Origin of the sequence: Streptomyces sp. NPDC089915 (genome assembly GCF_040684675.1) — a bacterium.
GTDB lineage: Bacteria > Actinomycetota > Actinomycetes > Streptomycetales > Streptomycetaceae > Streptomyces.
Genome location: NZ_JBFBGN010000008.1, coordinates 69,410 through 92,322, shown reverse-complemented (window position 1 = coordinate 92,322; position 22,913 = coordinate 69,410). Strand labels below are relative to the sequence as shown.

The window sequence follows — 22,913 nt, the reverse complement described above, 5'->3', positions numbered from 1 at the left end:
AGCCGGACCGGTCAGACCGGTCGGGCGTGTCAGACCAGGTCGAGGACGTCCGCCGGGACGGCCGCGAGGCAGCGCGGCCACGACAGCATCTCGATGTCCTCGATGGACTGCTCGAGGTTCTCGACGATCTCGATGCTCTTCTTCTCCTGAGACTCCATGAGTCTTCCTTTCAGCAAGGGGAAATGTTCCCCGTATCAACAGGCGAACCGGTGGACCGGAAAGCTGGGGGCCAGTGGCCTTTTCGCTTTTCCGGGGCTCCGGTTCCGACATGAAGAGCATGTCCCGGGAGAGGTACCGGCGACAATGCGTTCAAGGCCTCATGACCTGTCGCTGCAACAAGATGAAGGGAGCGGCGCGTCCGTCCGCGGGGCGCACAAGCTGCAAGCCGGTCACCCGGCCGGCCGGACCCGGCCTACAGCCAGCCCTTTTCGCGGGCCGTGCGGATCGCCTCCGCGCGGTTGCGGGCGGCCAGTTTCTGGATCGCGGTCGAGAGGTAGTTGCGGACCGTGCCCTGGGAGAGGCTGAGGGACGCCGCCAGTTCGGCGTTGGTCGCGCCGTGTTCCGCCGCGCGCAGGACCTCCCGTTCCCGCTCGGTGAGGGGGTTCGCGCCCTCCGCGAGGGCGGCCGCGGCGAGGGTGGGGTCGATGACGCGGTCGCCCGCCAGGACCTTGCGCACGGCCTCGGCGAGCTGCGCGGCCGGGGCGTCCTTGACCAGGAACGCCGAGGCGCCGGCCTCCATCGCCCCGCGGAGGTAGCCGGGGCGGCCGAAGGTGGTCAGGACCACGATCTTCAGGTCGGGCAGGGCCCGGCGCAGGGCCGCCGCCGCCTCGATGCCCGTCATGCCCGGCATCTCGATGTCCAGCAGCGCCACGTTCACGTCGTGGGCCAGGGCCGCCGGTACGACCTCGTCGCCCCGCGCCACCTGCGCCAGCACCTCGATGTCCGGCTCCAGCCCCAGGAGGGCCGCGAGGGCCTCCCGGACCATGGACTGGTCCTCCGCCAGGAGGATGCGGATGGGGGCCTGGGCGGCTTCGGAGGCTCGGGTCATGACCGGGATCCTAGGGGGACCCGCGCCAGCAGCCGGAAGCCGGACTTCCCCGCCGGGCCCGCCCACAGGGTGCCGCCGACCGCCTCCAGGCGTTCGGTCAGGCCGGTCAGGCCGTTGCCGGGGACCGCGGTGCCGCCCGCGCCGTCGTCGGTCACCGACAGCTCCAGCACCGGGCCGGCCAGGGTCTGCCGGGTCGTCAGGGTGACCGTGCACCGCTTGGCCCCGCTGTGCCGGACCACGTTGGTCACGGCCTCGCGCAGCGACCAGGCCAGGGCGCACTCGGGCTCCTCCGGCACGGTGTCGGTGAAGTCCGCCGGCAGGTCGGCCTTGACCCCGGCCGCCGCCAGCGCCGTCCGGGCGCCCGCGAGCTCGCCGGGCAGGGTGGGCCGCCGGTAGCCGCTCACGGCCTCCCGTACGTCCACCAGCGCCTGCCGGCAGACCTTCTCGATGTCCGCGACCTGCTGGGCGGCCCGGTCGGGGTGGTCGGGCAGCATGCGGCCCGCCAGCTCGCTCTTGAGCGTGATCAGGGACAGCGAGTGGCCCAGCAGGTCGTGCAGGTCGCGGGCCATCCGCAGGCGTTCCTCGTTGGCCGCGAGCTGCGCCACGGTCGCCCGGGCCTGCCGGAGCTCTATGGTCGTCCGGATCATCGCCCGGACCCCGACCATCGCGAACCCGCCCATCAGGGCCGGGATCAGCAGCCCCCACAGGTACTCGCCGCCCTCCGGGACCGTGAGGGCCAGCGCCGTCAGCAGGGCCGTCGCGGCGGGCACCGTGAAGCGGGCGATCCTCCCGGGCAGCGCGGCGCCCGAGGCGATGGAGACGTAGACGAAGAGCACGAGCCATTCGCGGCCCAGGGCCAGCGACAGCACGGTGGCCTCCGCGCTGAGCACCGCCAGCGACAGCAGGACCGGCCGGACCGGCTTCTGCCGGTCCGGCCGGAACACCAGCACGAGGTACCAGCCGACGAAGACCAGCAGGCCCAGCCCGCCGAGCAGCCGGGCCCCGTCGCTGTGCCCGCCGTGCACCAGGTCGGTGACGGGGGCGCTGAGGTAGAAGAGCCAGATGGCGATCCAGAGGCCCTTGACCACCTTGTGGACGGTGCCCTCGGGTGCCCGGACGGCCTGCTCCACGTCCCCGGCCTCGTGCGTCAGCGCCACGGTCCTACGCCTTCAGTGAGTCCTTGCGGTACAGCCAGGCGGCCGCACCCGTGAACAGTACGAAGTACACGGCGAGGATCGCCACGTCCTTGAGGTGCGGTGCGCCGCCCAGCTCGATGGCCTGGCCGAGGCCCGCGTAGGCGTGGGTCGGCAGCCACTCGCAGATGTTCTGGAGCCACTGCGGGAAGGCGGCGGTGGGCATCCACAGGCCGCCGAGGATCGACAGGCCGAAGTAGAACAGCATGCTCAGGGGCCGGACGTTGTCCGCGCCGGCGAGGTAGCCGATGGCCACGCCGAGCGCGGCGAAGACGAGGCTGCCCGCCCAGATGGCGCCGGTCAGGGCCAGCCACTGCCAGGCCTCGAAGCGGACGCCCTTGGCGACGGCGGCGACGAGGAAGACCACCAGGATGGCGGGCAGCGACAGCACGCCCGCGCTGGCGGTCTTGCCGAGCACGTAGCCGTGGCCGGGCAGGGCGGTCAGGCGCAGCTGGCGCACCCAGCCGGCCTCGCGCTCCTTGGCGATGCGCTCGGCGTTGCCGACGAGGACGGCGGTGAGGGCGCCGAAGGAGGCCATGGCGACCATGTAGAAGGCGGGCATGGTCAGTTCGGTGCCCATGACCTTGGTGGTGCCGTCGAGGGTGCCGCCGAGCATCAGGAAGAGGGCGGCGGGGTAGAGGATCGTGAAGAAGATGTACTTCTTGTTCCGCAGGGCGCGGGTGATCTCCAGCTTGATCAGGTTCAGCGATCCGGTGTTCACGATGCGTCGGCCTCCTCGGCCTCGGTGAGGGCGATGAAGGCCTGCTCCAGGCCGAGGCCCGCGACCTCCAGGTTGCGGGGGTAGAGGCCGAGCGCGTACACCGCGTGGACGGTGGCGTCGGCGTCGCGCGACTGGAGGCGCACGGTGGTGCCGCTGACCGCGAAGGAGGTCAGGCCGGGCAGGGCGCGCAGGGCCTGCTGGTCGATGTCGCCGTCGAGGTCGAAGGCGACCTTGCGGGCTCCGGCCTTGGCCTTGATCTCGGCGGCGGTGCCGTCGGCGAGCAGCCGGCCCTTGTTCAGGACCAGCACCCGGTCGGCGATCGCGTCCGCCTCTTCCAGGTAGTGCGTGGCGAACAGGACCGTGCGGCCCTGGGCGGCCTGCTCGCGCATGGTGGCCCAGAAGGCCTGGCGGGCGGTGACGTCCATGCCGGTCGTCGGCTCGTCCAGGATGATCAGGTCGTTGTGCCCGGCGGTGGCGAGGGCGAAGCGCACGCGCTGTTCCTGGCCGCCGGAGAGCTTGTTGACCATCCGTCCGGCGATCTCCTCGACGCCGGAGCGGGAGAGCACCTCGTCGACCGGGTACGGGCGGGGGTGCAGGGCGCAGCCGAGGGTGATCAGCTCGCGCACGGTCACCTCCTCCATCAGGCCGCCGCTCTGGAGCATCGCGCCGACCCGGCCGGCCGTGACGGCCTCGCGGGGGGTGGTGCCGAAGAGGCTGACGGTGCCGGAGTCCGCGGGGCGCAGGCCCAGAAGCAGGTCGAGGGTGGAGGACTTCCCGGCGCCGTTGGGGCCGAGGAGCGCGACGGTCTCGCCCGGGTGGAGTTCGAGGGTGAGGCCGTCGACGGCCTTGACCTGGCCGTAGCTCTTGGTCACGTTCTGGAAGCTCACCACGGTGCCGCTGCCGGCACCGCCTGCGGGTCCGGGGGCTCCGGACTGCGTCGCGGTCGTCGTCGTCATGTACCGAGCTTCCCCCGGACGGGGGTGTGCGCGGCAGTGTCTTCAGTCGTGACAGCTGCATGACAGATGTCATGCGACGGGGGTGACGGGCCCGCCCGGGAGGGGGTCCGGCGGACGCGCCGAGCCCCTCCCCGGGATCCGGGAAGGGGCTCGGCGCTCGCCGCCCTAGGACTCAGCGGGCCGCGGCGGGCCTCAGTTGGCGTTGGTGTCGATCGTCACGACGCGCTCGGCCGCGGTCTTGCCGACCAGGCCCTTGCCGAGGGCGCCGGCGACGTCCTGCGGGGTGACGGGGGTCTTCTGGCCCGTGCCCCGGGTGACGAGGACCCCGTCGAAGGCGTTGCCGTAGGTGGCCTTGAGGGCGTCCAGGTCGTACTTCTCGACGAGCTTGCCCTGCACGGGCTGCATGCTGAGGATCTTCGGCAGCGACTTGGCGCCGAAGGCCAGGGACTTGCCGCCCGCCTTGACGGTCACGGGGGCGGACATGGCCGGCTCCGCGAACTCCTTCATGGCCCGGTTCAGTTCCGCCTGGGTGACGGTCGGTTCCTTGGTGGCGGTGGGCAGTTCGACGGGGGCCGCCTTGCCGTCGGCGACGAGGTCGCGGAAGGCCTTGGTGACCATGTCCACGGACTTGTCGACGTCCAGGCTGGTGCCGGCCTTGCCGGGGACGGCCACGGCCTTGCCGGTGTCGAAGGTGATGGTGCCCTCGGAGGCGGTGCCGGCGGTGCCGGCGAGCTCCTGGAGGGAGTCCTTCAGCTTCTCCTCGTCGACCGGCATGACGGCGGCGGCCGTGCGCTCGACGCCGAACAGCGAGCCGATGACCGTGACCGGGTTGTAGTCGCTGCCGGTGGCGTTGCGGACGGTGGTCTGGCTGTCGAGGGTCAGGCCCGCCTTCTCGGGCTTCAGCTCGACGCTCTTGCCGCCGACGGTCAGCTGGAGCGGGGCGGCGGAGCGCTTGCCGAAGGCCGCCTGGAGCTTGTCGACGGCGGCGTCGCGGCTGCCGCTGATGTCGACGCCGAGGACCTTGGTGCCCTTGGGGATGTCGGAGTGGTTCATCAGCAGACCGGCGCCGTACGCCACGGCGACGATGCCGACGAGGCCGCCGCCGAGCAGGACCAGCTTGGAGCGGCCCTTCTTCTTGGCGGGCTTGGCGGGCTTGCCGGCCGGGGCCGCCTTGCCGGCCTTGCCCGCCTTGCCCGCGGGGGCGGGCACCGGCGTGGGCAGGGGCGGCCGGGGGCCGGGCGGCGGGGCGGCGGGGCCGGACCGGGGGCCGGGGGCGGGCATGCCCGGGGCGGCCTCGGGGCCGGGCCAGCGCGGGGTCTCGTCGGCGCCCACGGGTACGGTGCCCAGCGCGGGCCCGCCGGTGGGGCCGGAGGGCTCCGTGAAGGCGGGGAAGGCCTCGGTGGACGGGCCGCCGTCGTACGCCGGGTACCCCTGGGCCGAGCCGACACCGGGGCCGCCGACGGCGGGGCCCGGCGCGAAGCCGGCTCCGGTGCCCGCACCCGGGGCGGGGGCGGGCGGCTGCGGGCGGCCGGGGGCGGCCGGGGGCGCGAAGCCCGCACCGGTGCCGGGGCCGTTGTACGGGGCGGCGCCCTGGCCGTTGCCCGGAACACCGGCGAAGCCGTTGCCCGGGCCGGTCCCGGGGGCACCCTCGAAGCCGTTGCCGGGAGCGTTGCCCGGAGCGCCCTCGAAGCCGTTGCCGGGGCCGTTGCCGGGAGCGCCCTCGAAGCCGTTGCCGGGTCCGCGGCCCGGAGCACCGTCGAAGCCGGCGGCGGGGGCGTTGCCCGGGAAGCCGCCCGCGCCCCGGCCGGGGCCGGGCGCGGCGGAGCCGTAGCTCGCCGCCGGCGCCGGGGCGGCGGGGGTCTCCGGCGGGGGCGCCGCCGCCTTGCGCGGGGCGAACCAGCCGCCGTCCGACGGCGCCTCGCCGGGGGCCTGGCCGCCGGCCGGCGGCCGCGGGGCCGGGGCGGGGCCGGGCGTCCGGTCGGTGGGCCGCGCCGGCAGGGCGGCGCGCACCGGGGCCGGGTCGCGCGGGGCGGGCGCCGGCTCGGGCTCGGCGGAGCCGGGGGCGGCCTCCGGGGCGGCGTCCTTCACGGGCTTGCGGACGACCACGGGCGGGATCGGCCGGGAACCCGGGATGTTGATCCGGATCCGGGTCGTCAGGGTGGTCTCGGTCTTCGGCCCGTCGGTGTCGGGCGTGGACGGGTTCGAAGTCACAGCATTCTCCTCCGGGGCGGGCGCGGACTGGCCGGTTCCATACGGCGGCGTACCCGAGGGGTAGGCGGCTCCACCGTGCCCTTGGGGCCCGGGGGACGAACTGTCAGTTTCACGACTCAAGGCAGGTTCTCCCGGTTGGCTCCGCCGCCCGTCATACCGTGCGCGGGCTGCTCGGCGGCCCGTCCACCATACTGGCCGCCGCCCGCGCGCAACTGTCCCCGGGGAATGAAAGGTTCCTCTTAGTCCCCGGGGCGCCCGCCGCCGAGGGCCCGTCAAACCCCCGCAACCCGTCCCCGATCGGAGGATGCGGGAGTTCGGCGGCCTGCGGTCAGCCCCGGTTCGAGGCCGAAACCGGCGGTTCCACCGGACCGCGCATCGTGGCGCAGATCACAGCGACCGCACTTCCCCCCAAAAGGTACGCGTACATACCGATTCCGGAGGAACCGAGCAGGAAGTCCCCTTCGGGGCGCGGGACACCGAGCAGGACGTACGAGAGGAACCAGCCGGCCGCCGCGACGCCCACGCCGAGCCCCCCGCCGAGCGCCACCCGGGCCCCGAGGAACAGCCCGAGGAGGGCGAGCACCGCCAGCAGCACCCCGGCCGGGAACCACAGGTCCACCACGATCCAGCCGGCCAGCCCGGTGGCCGTGCCCGCGACCAGCAGGCCCAGCAGGGCGGCGACCCGCCCGGCGGTCATCGCCGTGCTCACGCCTCCACCCCCGCGAAGAGGTCGTGCTCGCGCTCGCCGGCCGGGGCCCCGGACTCGCCCACGGCCAACTCGTAGTACTCGCGGGCGAACAGCGGCTGGGCCAGGTCGTTCGAGAGGGCGAAGAAGGGGCCGTCGACGGCGATCTGGGTGGCGTGCGCCCGCATCGCGGCCGCCTTGGCCTCCACCAGGGACCGCTCGCCCTCCGCGTCGCCGATCTCGGCGGTGATCCGCTCGTCGGGGACCACGCCCGGCACGTCGGCCGGGGTCGCGAGGCCGGGGAAGGGCAGCTCCGCGCCCCGCGCGCGCAGCCGCGCGAAGCCCTCCTCGACGACGGAGAGCGGGACCCGGTTCCAGTAGACCTTCGCGATGGTGTGCGGGGCGCCCAGTTCGGGGCGGTAGCCGGGGTCGGCGGCCAGTTCTGCGGCGCGCATGGCGACGCGGTGGGCCTGGATGTGGTCCGGGTGGCCGTAGCCGCCGTCGGGGTCGTAGGTGACGAGGACCTGCGGGCGCAGCTCCCGGACGAGCCCGACGAGGTGGCCAGCGGCCTCGTCCACCCCGGTGGCCCAGAAGGCGCCGGGGCGGGCGTTCTGCGGGGCGCCCATCATCCCGGAGTCGCGGAAGCGGCCGGTGCCGCCGAGGAAGCGGTGGTCGGCGACCCCGAGTTCCTTCATGGCGGCGGCGAGCTCGCCGACCCGGAAGGGGCCGAGGGAGTCGTCGCGGTCCGGTGCGAGGTGGGCCAGCTCGGGCGGGATGACCTCGCCCTCCTCGCCGAGGGTGCAGGTCACCAACGCGACATGGGCGCCCTCGGCCGCGTACTTGGCCATGGTGACGCCGTTGTTGATCGACTCGTCGTCGGGGTGCGCGTGCACGAGCAGCAGACGACGGGCGGGAAGACCGTTCATGGGGCCAGCCTACGAGGCAGCCCTACAGCTTGAGGCCACTGATCATGTTCGCCACGTTGGAGGTGAGCTGGCTGAGGGTGGGAGCCACCGTCGAACTCGCCAGGTAGAACCCGAGCAGTACGCAGACGAACGCGTGCCCCGCCTTCAGTCCCGACCTCCGGACCAGAAGGAAGACGACGATCGCCAGCAGCACCACGGCGGAGATCGATAGTGCCACGGCGTTTCACCTCCACGTCGAGCGGACATCGGTACGCGTACTCGTTGCTCGGCGATTCATACCCACCGTGCGCTACGGATCATAACTATCCGTACCAGCGCATCGGTCGAATTCCGGCAGCACGAGGGGCGCATACCGCGCACGGCCGGGGGCGCGGAAAAGCCCGACTGGAGCCCCGCGCGCCCGCCCGCGCGGCCTCCGGTGCCCGTGCGGCCGTAACCAGCCGGGTCGGCCAGGGTCGGAACTCGGGGCAGAATCGGTCAAGTCGCCCTTGCCGGTGGGTGGTTGGACCCGGCATGGCCACCCCTGGACCGGGCGCGCGGGGTGGCTGGAAATGATCGGTCGCTACTCCTTCGTCAGCGGGGGCGGCGGTGGCCGGAGTTCGCCGGGGGCCGGGACCACCTGCCGCTCCGCCGCGAAGTGGCAGGCGGACGGGTGGGCCGCCGGGCCCGTGGGGAAGGCTGCCGGGACGGTCGGGCGGGGCACGTCCGTGGCACAGCGGGATTCGGCCTTCCAGCAGCGGGTGCGGAAGGGGCAGCCCGAGGGCGGGTTGGCCGGGGAGGGCACGTCGCCGGAGAGCAGGATCCGGTCGCGGTGGGCGCGGGCCTCGGGGTCGGGCACCGGGACGGCGGAGAGCAGGGCCTGGGTGTAGGGGTGGGTGGGGTGGTCGTAGATCTGGGTGTCGGTGCCGGTCTCGACGACCCGGCCCAGGTACATGACGGCGACCCGGTCGGAGATGTGCCGGACGATCGAGAGGTCGTGCGCGATGAACACGTACGAGAGGCCGAAGTCGGCCTGGAGGCGTTCGAGGAGGTTGACGACCTGGGCCTGGACGGAGACGTCGAGGGCGGACACCGGTTCGTCCGCGACGATGACCTCCGGCTGGAGGGCGAGGCCCCGGGCGATGCCGATGCGCTGGCGCTGGCCGCCGGAGAACTGGTGCGGGTAGCGGTTGATGTACTCCGGGTTCAGGCCGACCACGTCCAGGAGCTCCTGGACCTTGCGGCGGCGGTCGCCCTTGGGGGCGACCTCGGGGTGGATCTCGTACGGCTCGCCGATGATGTCGCCGACCGTCATGCGTGGGTTCAGCGAGGTGTACGGGTCCTGGAAGACCATCTGGATGTTGCGGCGCACGGCCTTGAGGGCCTTGCCCGACAGCTTGGTGATGTCCTCGCCCTTGTACGAGATCTTCCCGGCGGTCGGGCGTTCCAGGTGGACCAGCATCTTGGCGACGGTGGACTTCCCGCAGCCGGACTCGCCGACGATGCCGAGGGTCTCGCCGGCCGCGAGGTCGAAGGAGACCCCGTCGACGGCCTTGACCGCGCCGATCTGCTTCTTGAAGAGGACGCCCTGGGTGAGGGGGTAGTGCTTGACGAGGTCGCGGACCTCCAGGATGGGCTCAGGCACCGAGGCACTCCTTCCAGAAGAAGCAGGCGCTGGCCCGGCCGGGGGCGACCTCCGCGAGCGGCGGGACCTCGGCCCGGCAGGCGGCGCGCGCCATGGGGCAGCGCGGGTTGAAGGCGCAGCCGGGCGGGATGGCCAGCAGGTTCGGGGGCAGTCCCTTGATGGCGTAGAGCTCCTGGCCCTTCTGGTCCAGGCGCGGGATCGAGTCGAGCAGGCCCCGGGTGTAGGGGTGGGCGGGCGCCTTGTAGACGGCGTGGACGGGGGCCTCCTCGACGATCCGGCCCGCGTACATGACGGCGATCTTGTCGGCGACGTCGGCGACGACGCCGAGGTCGTGGGTGATCAGGATCAGGCCCATGTTGAGTTCGCGCTGGAGCTCGGCGAGCAGGTCCATGACCTGGGCCTGGACGGTGACGTCGAGGGCGGTGGTGGGCTCGTCGGCGATGATCAGGGCGGGTTCCAGGGCGAGCGCCATGGCGATCATGATGCGCTGGCGCATTCCGCCGGAGAACTGGTGCGGGTAGTCCCCCACGCGCTGCCGGGCGGCGGGGATCTTCACCCGGTCCATGAGCTCGACGGCGCGGGCGCGGGCGTCCTTGCGGGACATCCCGCGGTGGACCTCGTACATCTCTCCGAGCTGGGCGCCGACGCTGAGCACGGGGTTGAGGGAGGACAGGGCGTCCTGGAAGATCATCGCCATCTCGGCGCCGCGGATCCTGCGGCGGTCCTCCTCCTTCGTCTTCAGCAGGTCCTTGCCCTTGAAGAGGATCTCGCCTCCCGCGATCCGGCCGGGCGGCACGTCGAGGATCCCCATCACGGCCTGGGCGGTCACCGATTTCCCGGAGCCGGACTCGCCGAGGACGGCGAGGGTCTCCCCCTCGTCCACCGAGTAGCTCACCCCGTTGACGGCCTTGGCGACCCCGTCGCGGGTGGTGAACTCCACGTGCAGGTCCCGGACTTCGAGCAGCATCTGGCGGCTCACTCCTCAGCGCAGCTTGGGGTCGAGGGCGTCGCGGACCGCGTCGCCGAGCATGATGAAGGCGAGCACGGTCAGGCTCAGGGCGCCGGCCGGCCAGAGCAGCATGTGCGGGGCGTTGCGGATCTGGGTCGCGGCGTTGGAGATGTCGATGCCCCAGGAGACGGTGGGCGGGCGCAGGCCCACGCCGAGGAAGGACAGCGTGGCCTCCAGGGCGATGTAGGTGCCGAGCGCGATGGTGGCGACGACGATGACGGGGGCGACGGCGTTGGGGGCTACGTGCCGCAGCAGCATGCGGGCGTTGCCGGCGCCGAGGGCCCGGGCGGCCTGGACGTAGTCGTTCTGTTTGGCGGTGATGACCGAGCCGCGGGCGATGCGGGCGAGCTGCGGCCAGCCGAGCAGCACGATGAAGCCGACCACCGGCCAGACGGTGGTGCTGGTGACCACGGACAGGAAGACGAGTCCGCCGAGGACGACCGGGATCCCGAAGAAGATGTCGGCGACCCGGGAGAGCAGGGCGTCGCCCCAGCCGCCGAAGAACCCGGCGAGCCCGCCGAGGGCGGAGCCGAGCAGGGCGGCGCCCAGGGTGGCGCAGATGCCGACGGTGATGGAGGCGCGGGCCCCGTACACGGTGCGGGTGTAGACGTCGCAGCCCTGGGTGTCGTAGCCGAAGGGGTGCCCGGGGGCGGGGCCCTGCTGGGATTTGGACAGCTCGCAGTGGAGCGGGTCGCCGCTCGCGATGAGCTGGGGCCAGATCGAGATGACGACGAGGAAGAGGATCAGCAGGGCGGAGACGAGGAAGACGGGGTTGCGGCGCAGCTGGTGCCAGGCGTCGGACCACAGGGAGCGGGCCCGTTCGCGGGGGCCGCCGGGGCCGGGGGTGAGGGGCTTCTCCAGGCTTTCGGCCTCCTCCAGCGCGAGGTCCATGGCGCCTCCCTGCCCGGTCGGGGCGATGGCCCCGTTCTCGCCCGGCTTCAGCGGGTCGTAGGGCTGCGGCTCGGGTTCAGGCATAGCGGATCCTCGGGTCCAGGACCGCGTAGAGCAGGTCGACGAGCAGGTTCGCCACCAGGAAGACGATGACGAGGATGGTCACGAAGCCCACGACGGTGGGCGAGTTGCCGCGCAGGATGCCCTGGTAGAGCTGGTAGCCGACGCCCTTGATGTTGAAGATCCGCTCGGTGATGATCGCCCCGCCCATCAGGGCCCCGATGTCGGTGCCGATGAAGGTGACGACCGGGATGAGGGAGTTGCGCAGCAGGTGGCGGGTGATGACCCGGCGGCGCGGCAGTCCCTTGGCGACGGCGGTGCGGACGTAGTCGGCCTTGACGTTCTCGGCGATGGAGGTCCGTGAGAGCCGGGTGACGTACGCCAGGGAGACCAGGGCGAGGACGATGCCGGGCAGGATCAGCTCGTCGAGGGGGGCGTCGGCGGAGACGGTGGGGCGGACCCAGCCCCATTTCACCCCGAAGAGGAACTGGAGCAGGTAGCCGGTGACGAAGGTGGGCACGGAGATGACGATCAGGGTGGCCACCAGCAGGGTGGTGTCGATGGCCTTGCCCCGGCGCAGTCCGCTGACCACGCCGAGGGTGATGCCGACGAGGATCTCGATGACGATCGCGACGCAGGTCAGGCGGAGGGTGACGGGGAAGGCCGTGCCCATCAGCTCGGTGACCTTCTGGCCGTTGAAGGCCGTACCGAAGTCGCCCTTGAAGATCTGCCCCATGTAGTGGACGTACTGCTCCCACAGGGGGCGGTCGAGGTAGAGGTCCTTGCGGATGCGGGCGACGGTGGCGGGGTCGGGGGCCTTGTCCCCGAACAGGGCCGCCACCGGGTCGCCGAGGGCGTAGACCATGAAGAAGATCAGGAAGGTGCTGCCGATGAACACGGGGATCATCTGGAGCAGCCGCCGGATCACGTAACGTCCCATGGATGCTCCAGGGTGTCGGGTGCGACGGCGGGGGTCAGCTGACCTTGATCTCGTTGTAGACGGGGACGCTGAACTGGTTCAGGGCTACGTCGGAGATCCGCTCGGAGTGCCCGGCGCTGCCGTTCTGGTACCAGAGGGGGATGGAGGGCATCTGCTCGGCGAGGACCTTCTCGGCGTCCTGGAACTTGCCGACCGCCTTGGCGGTGTCGCTCTCCTGGTTGGCCTCGTCGACGAGCTTGTCGAACTCCGGGCTGCTGAACTTGCCGTAGTTGGACGAGGCGCCGCTGTAGTAGAGCGGCTGGAGGAAGTTCTGGATGAGCGGGTAGTCGGCCTGCCAGCCGGAGCGGAAGGGCCCGGTCAGCTTGAAGGCGCTCTGCTGGTTGCGGAAGTCGGCGAAGGTGCCGATGGGGTTGACGGTGCAGACGGGGCCCTCGCCCAGGGCGTTGTTGACGCTGTTGCAGACGGCCTCCATCCAGTCGCGGTGGGAGCCGGTGTCCACGTTCGAGGTGAGGGTCATCTTGCCGCCGGGCAGGCCGCCGGCCTCCTGGATGAGCTTCTTGGCCTCGGCCGGGTTGAACTTGCAGGCGTCGCCGCAGAGCGTGGACTTGAAGCCGCCCTTGTCGCCGAGGGCGGGCGAGGTCCAGTCCTTGGCCGGGGTGCGGGTCTCGCGGAAGATCTGCTCGGTGATCTCGTCGCGGTTGATGGCCATGGAGATGCCGCGGCGGACCTTGTCCATGCCCTCCTTGCCCCACTGGGGGTCGTACAGGGGGAAGGTGAGGGTCTGGATGATGAGGGCCGGCTGGTTGATGTACCGGTCGCCGAGGTCGTTCTTGACGTTCTTCAGCTGCTGCGCGGGGACGTCGTCGACGAGGTCGAGGTTGCCGGAGATCAGGTCGGTGTAGGCGGTGTTGTTGTCGGTGTAGACCTTGAGGTCCACGCCGCCGTTCTGCGCCTTGTCCTGGCCGGGGTAGCCCTCCCACTTGCGCAGCTTCATGCCGGTGCCCTTGGTGTACGAGTCCACCGTGTAGGGGCCGTTGCCGACCGGCTTGTTCAGCCAGCCGGAGTGGTCGGTGAAGAAGGCCTTGGGCAGCGGGGAGAAGGCCTGGTAGCCGAGGGTCTGGGGCCAGGTGGAGAACTTCGACTTCAGGGCGACGGTGAAGGTCTTGGGGTCCTTGACCACCAGCCCGGACATGGTCTTGGACTTGGGCTCGCCGGAGGCGGGGTGCACGTCCTCGTAGCCGGCGATGCTGGAGAAGAAGGTGGCGTTGTTCTGCTTGTTGCGCACGTCCGCCGCGTAGTTCCAGGCGTCGACGAAGGACTGGGCGGTGACCGGTTCGTCGTTGCTGAACTTCCAGCCGTCCTTCAGCGTGATGGTGAAGTTCTGGCTGTCGGTGGTGTCGATCTTCTCGGCGACCATGTCGCGGGCCTCGCCGGTCTTGGCGTCGTAGCGCTTGAGGCCGCGGAAGAGCATGTCGAGGACCTTGCCGCCCTGCACCTCGTTGGTGTTGGCCGGCTCCAGCGGGTTCTGGGGGTCGCCCCAGGAGGAGCTGACGATCCCCGCCGCGCCGCCACCGCCCCCGCCGCTGTCGCTCCCGCCGCCGCAGGCCGTCGCCGCGAGGGCGACGGCCACCGCACATGCGGCCCACTGGGCGTGGGTGGCTCCGCGCATGGACTGCCTCCTAAGGGGTCCCAAGACTCACTTAGGGGCAATGTCACCCTATGTAGGGGTGCTTTCACTCCCGGTTGGCTGTTTTGCACCCTCGCGTCCCCCGCCTGTCACCCCTGGGGGTGCAACCTGAGCTCCCAGGTGTCGACCGCGTAGTGCAGGGTCATGCCGTGCGCCTCGTACAGGGCCAGGGCGCCGGTCTCGTTCAGGACGTCCACGCCGAGGCCCAGGGTGTCGCGGCCGCGGGCGGCGTAGGCGGCGAAGGCGTGGCGCAGGAGGTGGGAGCCGACGCCGCGGCCGCGCGCCTCCTTCCGCACGCCGATGTGGCTGATCCAGCCCATGCTGGTGCGGTCGTCGCGGGAGAAGAGGACGGCCGCGTCGCCCTGTCCGGGCAGGCTCGCGATCCACACCAGGGACCAGTCGAGGCGGCGGCCGTCGACGTGGTCCAGCCAGGCCTCGTAGTCGCGCTCGGCGTGCCCGAAGTGGGCGGCGAAGGTCTCCTCGACCAGGGCGTGGGCGCGGCGCCGGTCGGCCTCGTCGGCGGCGCAGTCGCGCAGCACCAGGCCGGCGGGCGGCTCGGGCGGCAGGTCGGCGGCGGGGCCGAGGGTGCGGGTCATCACCTGGTAGCGGCGGACGCTGCGGTAGCCGCGGCCGGTGAGGAGGGTGAGGTCGAGGGTGGGGCGGACGTTGAGCTGGATGCGCAGGCGAGCACCCGGTCCGGCGCCGGAGGCCATCCGGCGGGCCCGGCCCTCCATGCGCGACAGCACCGCGAGCCCGGCCCGGTCACGGCCGGGCAGGACGTAGTGGTCGCCGTCGATCAGGCCCGGGCCGGAGTCGGCCCAGACGAGGCCGTAGGCGACGAGCCGGCCGCCCTGGAAGGCGAGCCAGGAGTCGGCGGCGAGGTCCACGTCGGGGTGGTTGAGGTCGGCCTCGACGCTGCCGAGGTCGGTCTCTGGTCTGCCGATCTCGGCGAGGTCGACGGCGTTGAGCAGGGCGCAGATGTCCTGGGCGTCCCCGGGACCGGCGGGGCGGACGGTCAGCGTGTCGTTGGCCATCCGCCCACTGTCGGCCGCGCCGGCGGGCGGCCGCAACCGGCTTCGCCCGCCCCCGGGGCTCCGGGGGCGGGCGTCGGCGGGCCGGGGCGGCTCAGGTGATCTGGACGTTCGCCAGGTCCATGCGGCCCTGGGCGTCGACCTCGACGTGGGTCACGGCCTTGGTGTAGGCGGCGGCGGACATGTACGTGAAGACCGGGATGTACGGCAGGTCCCGGATCACGATGTCGTCGGCCTTCTGGTAGAGCTTCGTGCTGTCGGCCGGGTCGGTGGAGCGGTCGGCCGCGGCGAGGGCCGCCTCGAACTCCTCGCTCTTGTAGTGCCCGTAGTTGGAGCCGTTGGCGATGGCCTCCTTGGAGAAGACCGGCCGCAGGTAGTCCTCGGCCGCCGGGTAGTCCATGGCCCAGCCGGTGCGGAAGGCGCCCTCGAAGTTCTGGGCCTTCAGCTCGTCGAGCAGGGCGCCGGCCTTCGGGAAGGGCTTCGGGGTGACGTCGATGCCCAGGTTCGTCTTCAGCTGGGCGGCGACGGCCTCGATCCACTCCTTGTTGTCGCTGTCGGCGTCGTAGCCCAGTTCCATCTTGTTGCCGGGGATGCCGCCGGCCCGCTCGAACAGCTCCCGGGCCTTGACCGGGTTGAACAGCCCGGCCTCGCCCAGGGCGCCCTTGCGGTAGCCGGGCACGATGGGGCTGATGAAGTCGTCGGCGGGCTTGCGGGTGCCGTTGAAGATGCTCTTCGCGATGGCGTCCCGGTCGATCGCCATGGAGATCGCCTTGCGGACCTCCGGCTTGCCGAAGGCCTCGCGGTTGGCCTCCAGCGGCAGGCCGATGTAGCCGATGGAGGCTTCCGGCTTGTAGATGTAGCGCTCGCCGAACTCCTGCGAGACGGTGGGCAGCGCGGTGACCGGCAGCTTGTCCGTGATCTGCAGCTTGCCGGCCTGGAGGTCGGCGTAGGCGGTGTCGAGGTTGTCGTAGATCTTGAAGGTGACGCCGTCGAGCTTGGCCCGGCCGTCGCTCGGGTACTTCGCGTACTTCTTGACCTTGATCTGCTTGTTGTGCTCCCACCGGCCGTCCATCTGGAACGGGCCGTTGCCGATCGGCGCCTCGCCGAACTTCTGCGGGTCCGCCTCGAAGGCCTTGGGCAGCGGGTAGAAGGCGTTGTAGCCCAGCATGGTCTTGAACTGGGAGAACGGCGCCTTCAGCGTCACGACGAAGGTCTTGCTGTCGACGATCTTGAGGCCCTTGAGCTCCTTGGCGGTGGGGGTCTTCCCCTTGCCCGGAGCCAGCTCGTCGGAGCCCTCGATCTTGGAGAAGAAGCCCATCGCCTCGGCGTTGTTCTCCTGGTTGGCCCCCCAGTTCCAGGCGCGGACGAAGGACTGCGCGTCGACCTTCTCGCCGTTGTGGAACGTGTAGCCGTCCTTGAGCTTGACCGTCCAGGTCTTGGAGTCGGTCGTCTCGATGGACTCGGCGACCGCGAGCTTGGGCTCGCTGGTCTTGTTGTCGTACGTGACGAGGCCGGTGAAGAGCGCGTGGAGCACCTCCGCGCCCTCGGACTCGCCGGTGTTCTGGCCGATCAGGCCGTGCTGCGGTTCGCTCAGCCGGACGCTGATGTGGCCGCCGTTCCTGCCTTCGGCCGCGGGGTCGTCACCGCCGCCGCAGGCCGTCGCGGCCATCGCCAGCACGACCGTGCCGACGGCCCACCGGGCGCGTGTTGCTGCGCGCATGGGAAATTGCCTCCTCAGGAGTCACTGTCGGTGTGCTCGTGAGCCGACGCTCCCCACAGCGCTTGACCCGAGACGCGAGCTCGATGGGGCCATCCTCGGGGACGCCCGGACCCATAGAACATACCTGAGCGGTCACGTTACCGAGCCGGTACGGGTACGCCCCCGCCCCCGCGAACGCCGACCGGGCACGGCCGTGAACGGCCGTGCCCGGTCGGTTGCGCGCGGGGGATCAGACGGCCAGGACCGTCTTCTCCTCGGCGAAGTGGCACGCGGACTCGTGCGCGGCCTCGGTGGCCTCGCCCTTGAACCGCTCCGGAACCGCCAGCAGCGGCACCTCGGTGGAGCAGATGTCCTGCGCCTTCCAGCAGCGGGTGCGGAAGCGGCAGCCCGACGGCGGGTTGGCCGGCGACGGGACGTCACCGGTCAGGATGATCCGCTCGCGGCCCTCGCGGGCCGCCGGGTCCGGCACCGGCACCGCGGAGAGCAGCGCCTGGGTGTACGGGTGGGTGGGGTGGTCGTAGATCTGGGTGTCGGTGCCGATCTCGGCCATCTTGCCCAGGTACATGACGCCCACGCGGTCCGAGATGTGCCGGACGATCGAGAGGTCGTGCGCGATGAAGATGTAGGACAGGTTGAACTCGTCCTGCAGCTTCGCCATCAGGTTGATGACCTGCGCCTGCACCGACACGTCGAGCGCGGAGACCGGCTCGTCGCAGATGATGATCTCGGGCTGGAGCGCGAGGCCGCGGGCGATGCCGATGCGCTGGCGCTGGCCGCCGGAGAACTGGTGCGGGTAGCGGTTGATGTACTCCGGGTTCAGGCCCACCACGTCCAGGAGCTCCTGGACCCGGCGCCGCCGGTCACCCTTCGGGGCCACCTCGGGGTGGATCTCGAAGGGCTCGCCGATGATGTCGCCGACCGTCATGCGCGGGTTCAGCGAGGTGTACGGGTCCTGGAAGACCATCTGGATGTTGCGGCGCACGGCCTTGAGGGCCTTGCCCGACAGCTTGGTGATGTCCTGGCCCTTGTAGAAGACCTCGCCGGACGTCGCCGTCTCCAGCAGCATCAGCAGCTTGGCGACCGTGGACTTGCCACAGCCGGACTCGCCGACGATGCCGAGGGTCTCGCCCTGGTGCAGGTCGAAGGAGATCCCGTCGACCGCGCGGACGGCGCCGATCTGCTTCTTGAACAGGATGCCCTGGGTCAGCGGGAAGTGCTTGACCAGGTTGCGCACCTGCAGGATCGGCTCGCCGCGCTCGACGGGCGCCTCGATGGCGGCCACGGCCGCCGTCTCGGTCGCCGCCTCGACGACCTCGACCTCGCTGATGCCGGGGGTGGCGTCCACGGCGTCGTCCTTCTTGTCGAACTCAGCCATGGAGCTGCTCCTCGCGGAAGTGGCAGGCGCTGGCGCGGCCGGCCAGCTCGGTGCCGTCCTGCTCGGTCACCTGGAGCAGGGGCGGCATCTCGGTGCGGCAGATGTCCTGCGCCTTGGGGCAGCGCGGGTTGAAGGCGCAGCCCGAGGGGGCCTTCAGCAGGTTGGGCGGCAGGCCCTTGATCGCGTAGAGCTCCTGGCCCTTCTGGTCCAGGCGCGGGATCGAGTCCAGCAGACCACGGGTGTACGGGTGCGCGGGGCGCGAGTACAGCTCGTGGACCGGGGCCTGCTCGACGATGCGGCCGGCGTACATCACGGCGATCTTGTCCGCGACGTCGGCGACGACGCCGAGGTCGTGGGTGATCAGGATCAGACCCATGTTGTACTCGCGCTGCAGGTCGGCCAGCAGGTCCATGACCTGGGCCTGGACCGTCACGTCGAGCGCCGTGGTGGGCTCGTCCGCGATGATCAGGTCCGGCTCCAGGGCGAGCGCCATCGCGATCATGATGCGCTGGCGCATACCGCCCGAGAACTGGTGCGGGTAGTCGTTGACCCGGCTCTTGGCCGCGGGGATCTTCACCCGGTCCATGAGCTCGATGGCCTTCGCCTTGGCGTCCTTCTTCGACATGCCCTGGTGGACGCGGAACATCTCGCCCAGCTGGTTGCCGACGGAGAAGACCGGGTTCAGCGCGGACAGCGCGTCCTGGAAGATCATCGCCATCTTCGGACCGCGCAGCTTGCGCCGCTCGTTCTCCGGAAGCTTGAGGATGTCCTCGCCGCGGAACAGGATCTCGCCCTTGGCGACCCGCCCGGGGGGCGAGTCGAGGATGCCCATGATCGCCTGAGCGGTCACGGACTTGCCGGAGCCGGACTCGCCGAGCACGGCCAGGGTCTCGCCGGAGGAGACGCTGTAGTTGACGCCGTTGACGGCCTTGACGACGCCTTCGCGGGTCGCGAACTCGACGTGCAGGTCGCGCACTTCGAGCACGGGCACCTCGGCGTCGCCGCCGCTCTTGCGGGGCGCGTCTGCGGTGATGCTTGATGCAGTCATTTCGGTGGTGCCGCCCTTCTAGCGCAGCTTCGGGTCGAGGGCGTCGCGGAGCCCGTCACCGACGAATACGAAGCCAAGGACCGTCAGCACGATCGCGATGCTGGGGTAGGTCCACAGGAAGTCCTTGACACCCATGAAGTCCTTGGCGGCGGCGAGCATGTTGCCCCACTCCGGGACCTCCGGGCTGACGCCCACGCCCAGGAAGGACAGCGAGGCCTCGGCCACGATGGCGCCGCCGACGCTGAACGCGGCGTAGGCCATCACGGCGGCGATGGAGTTGGGGATGATGTGCCGCAGGATGATCCGGCGGGTGTCCGCGCCCAGGGCGCGGGCGGCCAGCACGTAGTCGGCCTCGCGGACCGACAGGATCGAGCTGCGCAGCAGACGGGAGACCGTCGGCCAGGAGAAGATCGCCAGCGAGATGATGACCGGCATGATGCCCCGGCCCATCACGATGATGATGACGATGGCACCGATCAGCAGCGGGAAGGCGAAGAAGACGTCGGCGATGCGCATCAGCACCGAGTCGGTGGCGCGGCCGAAGTAGCCGGCCAGCGCGCCCACGACGATGCCGATGAGGCAGGCCAGGAAGATCGACGCGAGACCGATGATCACGGCGATGCGGGTGCCGTAGATGATGCGGGAGAACTGGTCGCGGCCGAGGGCGTCGGTGCCCAGCAGGTGACCGTTGCCCGGGTCCTGAAGGGTGTTCGTGAGGTCCTGGGCCAGCGGGTCGTGCGGCGCGATCAGCGGGGCGAAGATCGCGGTCAGGAACAGCAGGGCGACGAGGCCGAGGCCGACGACCGCCAGCTTGTTGGCGAGGAAGCGGTGGCGGATCTCGCCCCACTGGGTCACGCGGGCGACGGCCGGTTCGGCCTCCGCGTTCGCGGCCTGCGCCGGAGCGGTCGCGTCCCCCGCCACCGATGTGCTCTTGGTGAGCTCGGTCATGGGTAACTCCTAGAACGGGCTGCCTGGATCAGGCGAGGCGGATGCGCGGGTCGAGGACCGCGTACAAGAGGTCGACGAGGAGGTTCAGCAGAACGAACACGGCGACGCCGAAGCTCACCACGCCGATGATGATCGGGTTGTTCTGCTGCTGGACCGCCTGCACCAGGGCGAGCCCGATGCCGTCCCAGTTGAAGATCGCCTCGGTGATCAGGGCGCCACCGAGCAGCGAGCCGAAGGAGATACCCAGGTACGTGACGACCGGGATGATCGAGTTGCGCATGACGTGCTTGACGAGCACGGTCCGCCGGGGCAGACCCTTGGCGACGGCCGTCTTGACGTAGTCGGCGCGCAGCACCTCGAGCATGGTGCCGCGCATGAGCCGGGCCACGAGGGCGGCGTCGAGGATCGCCAGCGTGAAGGCGGGCAGGATCAGCGACTTCATGGTGCCGTCGGAGATCAGCGGGACCCAGTCGAGCTGGACCACGAAGACCTTCTGGAGCACCATGCCGATCACGAAGGACGGGAAGCCGACTGCCATCGTGGTCAAGAGCGTGATCAGCACGTCCCAGAACGAATATCTGAACAGCGCGGCGATCAGACCCGCCAGCAGGCCGATCAGGATGTCCAGGACGATGGCGGCCAGGGCGAGCTGCGCGGTGTTCGCGAGCTTCGGCCCGAGGACCTCCGTCACGGGCCGGCGCTGGGTGTAGTCCTCACCGAGGTCACCCTGCACGAGGTTCGAGACGAAGTGCCCGTACTGCACGGGCAGCGGGTCGTTGAGGCCGTAGCGCTCGCGGAGCGCTTCGACGACGGCCGGGTCACGGGCCTTGTCACCACCGAGCGAACCCACAGGGTCGCCGGGGAGCACGAAAAGACAGCAGAAGAGAATAACCGTCGCACCGAAGAGCACGACGACCATCTGTCCGAGCCGCCGGATCACATACCTTCCCACGATGCCTCCTTCACATACCGGGCGTGGGGGTTGGCGGCATCATCCGATCGGGAGATTGGCCGCATCCGGGCGCGGATCGACGAGACTGAGGGGTGCGCCCGGGACTGGGCGAAGGCCGTGGGGGCCGAAGTGTGACTCCGGGCCCCACGACCTTCGCCTACCTGTTGATGAGGAGGCTCTTACTTGGCCGAGATCTCAGCGAGGTTCGGGTCCTCGAAGAAGTCCAGCTGGATGTTGTTGAACTTGTCGTTCGCCGCGAGACGGAACTGGGTGCGCTTCCACAGCGGGATGAGACCCTGCTCGTCGTCGACCGCCAGCTTCTCGGCCTCCTTGTAGACCGCGGCGCGGGCCGCCGGGTCCTTGGTGCCGCGGGCCTTGGTGATCAGCTCGTCGAACTTCGGGTTGTTGTAGCGGCCGCGGTTGTCACCGGCCGCCTTGCCCGTCGCCGGGTCCTCGTTGATCGAACCGGAGTCGAGCAGCGGGTACAGGAAGTTGTCCGGGGTCGGGTAGTCCGCGCCCCACGCCGAGCGCCACAGACCGCCGGTGCCCTTGTCCTGCTGCTGCGCCAGGGCCTCCTTGAACGGCTTGCCGTTCAGCTTGACGTCGAGGCCGAGGACGTCCTTCAGCTGCTGCGCGACGGCCTGGACCCACTCTTCGTGGCCGGCGCCGGTGTTGTAGCCGAAGTCGAGGACGGTGCCCGGCTTCAGGCCGCCCTTCTCCGCGTACTGCTTGGCCTTGTCCTTGTCCTGCTTGACGCAGGAGGAGCAGACGCCGTCCTGGTAGGTGTCCGCGAAGGACGGCGGCAGGACGGAGGTGGCGGGCTTCTGCATGCCCTGGAAGACGCCCTTGGCGATGGCCTCGCGGTCGATCGCGTAGGAGATCGCCTTGCGCGCGTCGGGGTTGTTCAGCGGGGCGACCTGGTTGAAGGCGACCAGGTAGTTGACACCGGAGGTGTCGGCCTCGATCCACTGCTTCTTCGGCGAGTACTTGGCCTTCGCGACCGGAAGCTGCGGGGTGGGCATACGCGCCCAGTCGAACTGGCCCGACTGGAAGCCCTGGTACTCCAGGGTGGAGCCGTTGGCCGCGTTCAGGATCGAGATCTCGACCTTGGCGAGCTTGGCCTTCTCCAGACCGTAGTCGTCGTTACGGACGAGGGTGATCGACTTGTTGTGCTGCCACGAACCCTCCATCTTGAAGGGGCCGTTGCCGATCGGCGCGTCGTTGAACGCCTTGTTGCTGGCGGCGCCGGCGACCTTCGGGACCGGGCTGAAGGCCTGGTGCACGGTCTTCTTGTCGAACTCGAAGTCGGCCTCGGAGAGCTCGACCTTGAGGGTGCCGGCGTCCGGAGCGGTCACACCGGCGAAGGTGGTGGCGCCGCCACCGTTGAGCTCCTTGTAGCCGGCGATGCCCGCGAACGGGTACGCGACGTCGGAGGCGGAGTCCTTGGCGACCACACGGGTCCAGCCGCGGACGAAGGACTCGGCGTCGACGGGCTCGCCGTTCGAGAACTTCGTGCCCTGCTTGATCTTGAAGGTCCAGGTCTTGCCGTCGTCGCTGGTCTGGACCGACTCGGCGAGTTCGGGCTTCAGCTTGCCGTCCACCGTGGCGCTGTAGAGGCCGGTGAAGAGGTTGTGCGTGACGAGCGCACCCTCGGACTCCTGCGAGTTGTAGGGGTCGATCGCGGTGGGCTCGGTGATGCCCATCCGGAACGTGCCGCCCTTGGCGCCGTCAGCCTTGGTGTCCTTGTCGCCACCGCTGCATGCCGTGGCAGCCATCGCCACGATGACGGCACCCACGACCCACTTGGCGCTCGTTGCTCCGCGCATGGGTAATTGCCTCCTCAGGAGTCACTGTCGATGAAGTGGTCCCGGTCTCCGCTGACACCCCT

At 70.6% G+C, this 22,913-nt stretch carries 21 protein-coding genes; all 21 read right to left on the bottom strand.

What is annotated here, in order from left to right; genetic code table 11:
• Positions 1–29: 29 nt before the first annotated feature.
• Positions 30–158 carry a hypothetical protein gene (locus AB0O29_RS04675; RefSeq protein WP_365146020.1) on the bottom strand — a complete coding sequence of 43 codons (129 nt, stop codon included), beginning with the start codon at positions 156–158 and terminating at the stop codon, positions 30–32.
• A 254-nt stretch (positions 159–412) separates the two neighbouring features.
• Positions 413–1,048 carry a response regulator transcription factor gene (locus AB0O29_RS04670; protein ID WP_365146017.1) on the bottom strand — a complete coding sequence of 212 codons (636 nt, stop codon included), beginning with the start codon at positions 1,046–1,048 and terminating at the stop codon, positions 413–415.
• Positions 1,045–2,178: a sensor histidine kinase gene (locus AB0O29_RS04665; RefSeq protein WP_365146076.1), complete on the bottom strand. Its 1,134-nt coding sequence runs from the start codon at positions 2,176–2,178 to the stop codon at positions 1,045–1,047. Before AB0O29_RS04665 ends, AB0O29_RS04670 begins: the two co-directional genes overlap by 4 nt.
• A gap of 31 nt (positions 2,179–2,209) precedes the next feature.
• The gene (locus tag AB0O29_RS04660) at positions 2,210–2,965 is read right to left on the bottom strand and encodes an ABC transporter permease (RefSeq protein WP_365146073.1); all 756 of its coding nucleotides are present in this window, start codon (positions 2,963–2,965) and stop codon (positions 2,210–2,212) included.
• On the bottom strand, positions 2,959–3,852 hold the full coding sequence (locus tag AB0O29_RS04655) for an ABC transporter ATP-binding protein (RefSeq protein ID WP_365146070.1): 894 nt from the start codon (positions 3,850–3,852) through the stop codon (positions 2,959–2,961). Before AB0O29_RS04655 ends, AB0O29_RS04660 begins: the two co-directional genes overlap by 7 nt.
• Positions 3,853–4,110: 258 nt before the next feature.
• Positions 4,111–6,129: a hypothetical protein gene (locus AB0O29_RS04650; protein ID WP_365146014.1), complete on the bottom strand. Its 2,019-nt coding sequence runs from the start codon at positions 6,127–6,129 to the stop codon at positions 4,111–4,113.
• Positions 6,130–6,457: 328 nt separating this feature from the next.
• Positions 6,458–6,838: a DUF6113 family protein gene (locus AB0O29_RS04645; protein ID WP_365146011.1), complete on the bottom strand. Its 381-nt coding sequence runs from the start codon at positions 6,836–6,838 to the stop codon at positions 6,458–6,460.
• Entirely contained in the window at positions 6,835–7,740 is a 906-nt protein-coding gene (gene mshB / locus AB0O29_RS04640) for an N-acetyl-1-D-myo-inositol-2-amino-2-deoxy-alpha-D-glucopyranoside deacetylase (protein ID WP_365146008.1), read from the bottom strand. The genes AB0O29_RS04645 and mshB overlap by 4 nt, the downstream gene beginning before the upstream one ends.
• A 22-nt stretch (positions 7,741–7,762) precedes the next feature.
• The gene (locus AB0O29_RS04635) at positions 7,763–7,957 is read right to left on the bottom strand and encodes a hypothetical protein (RefSeq protein WP_042809907.1); all 195 of its coding nucleotides are present in this window, start codon (positions 7,955–7,957) and stop codon (positions 7,763–7,765) included.
• Between the two features lie 345 nt (positions 7,958–8,302).
• On the bottom strand, positions 8,303–9,364 hold the full coding sequence (locus tag AB0O29_RS04630; protein WP_365146005.1) for a dipeptide ABC transporter ATP-binding protein: 1,062 nt from the start codon (positions 9,362–9,364) through the stop codon (positions 8,303–8,305).
• Positions 9,357–10,331 (bottom strand): ABC transporter ATP-binding protein, encoded by a 975-nt coding sequence (locus tag AB0O29_RS04625; RefSeq protein ID WP_365146002.1) that lies wholly within the window; start codon positions 10,329–10,331, stop codon positions 9,357–9,359. Before AB0O29_RS04625 ends, AB0O29_RS04630 begins: the two co-directional genes overlap by 8 nt.
• A gap of 15 nt (positions 10,332–10,346) precedes the next feature.
• On the bottom strand, positions 10,347–11,348 hold the full coding sequence (locus AB0O29_RS04620) for an ABC transporter permease (RefSeq protein WP_365145999.1): 1,002 nt from the start codon (positions 11,346–11,348) through the stop codon (positions 10,347–10,349).
• Positions 11,341–12,264 (bottom strand): ABC transporter permease, encoded by a 924-nt coding sequence (locus AB0O29_RS04615; protein WP_365145996.1) that lies wholly within the window; start codon positions 12,262–12,264, stop codon positions 11,341–11,343. Before AB0O29_RS04615 ends, AB0O29_RS04620 begins: the two co-directional genes overlap by 8 nt.
• Positions 12,265–12,298: 34 nt before the next feature.
• Complete coding sequence (locus tag AB0O29_RS04610; RefSeq protein ID WP_365145993.1) at positions 12,299–13,933, bottom strand: ABC transporter substrate-binding protein; 1,635 nt, start codon at positions 13,931–13,933, stop codon at positions 12,299–12,301.
• Positions 13,934–14,040: 107 nt separating this feature from the next.
• Positions 14,041–14,985: a GNAT family N-acetyltransferase gene (locus AB0O29_RS04605; protein WP_365145990.1), complete on the bottom strand. Its 945-nt coding sequence runs from the start codon at positions 14,983–14,985 to the stop codon at positions 14,041–14,043.
• 91 nt (positions 14,986–15,076) lie between these two features.
• Positions 15,077–16,702, bottom strand: a complete 1,626-nt coding sequence (locus AB0O29_RS04600; protein WP_365145987.1) for an ABC transporter substrate-binding protein — start codon at positions 16,700–16,702, stop codon at positions 15,077–15,079.
• Positions 16,703–16,931: 229 nt separating this feature from the next.
• Positions 16,932–18,077, bottom strand: a complete 1,146-nt coding sequence (locus tag AB0O29_RS04595; RefSeq protein ID WP_365145984.1) for a dipeptide ABC transporter ATP-binding protein — start codon at positions 18,075–18,077, stop codon at positions 16,932–16,934.
• The gene (locus tag AB0O29_RS04590) at positions 18,070–19,125 is read right to left on the bottom strand and encodes an ABC transporter ATP-binding protein (protein ID WP_365145982.1); all 1,056 of its coding nucleotides are present in this window, start codon (positions 19,123–19,125) and stop codon (positions 18,070–18,072) included. The genes AB0O29_RS04595 and AB0O29_RS04590 overlap by 8 nt, the downstream gene beginning before the upstream one ends.
• A gap of 18 nt (positions 19,126–19,143) precedes the next feature.
• On the bottom strand, positions 19,144–20,073 hold the full coding sequence (locus tag AB0O29_RS04585; protein WP_365145979.1) for an ABC transporter permease: 930 nt from the start codon (positions 20,071–20,073) through the stop codon (positions 19,144–19,146).
• A 28-nt stretch (positions 20,074–20,101) separates the two neighbouring features.
• Positions 20,102–21,025, bottom strand: coding sequence for an ABC transporter permease (locus AB0O29_RS04580; RefSeq protein WP_365145977.1), 924 nt, complete (start codon positions 21,023–21,025; stop codon positions 20,102–20,104).
• A 179-nt stretch (positions 21,026–21,204) separates the two neighbouring features.
• Entirely contained in the window at positions 21,205–22,851 is a 1,647-nt protein-coding gene (locus AB0O29_RS04575) for an ABC transporter substrate-binding protein (RefSeq protein ID WP_365145974.1), read from the bottom strand.
• Between the last annotated feature and the right edge of the window lie 62 nt (positions 22,852–22,913).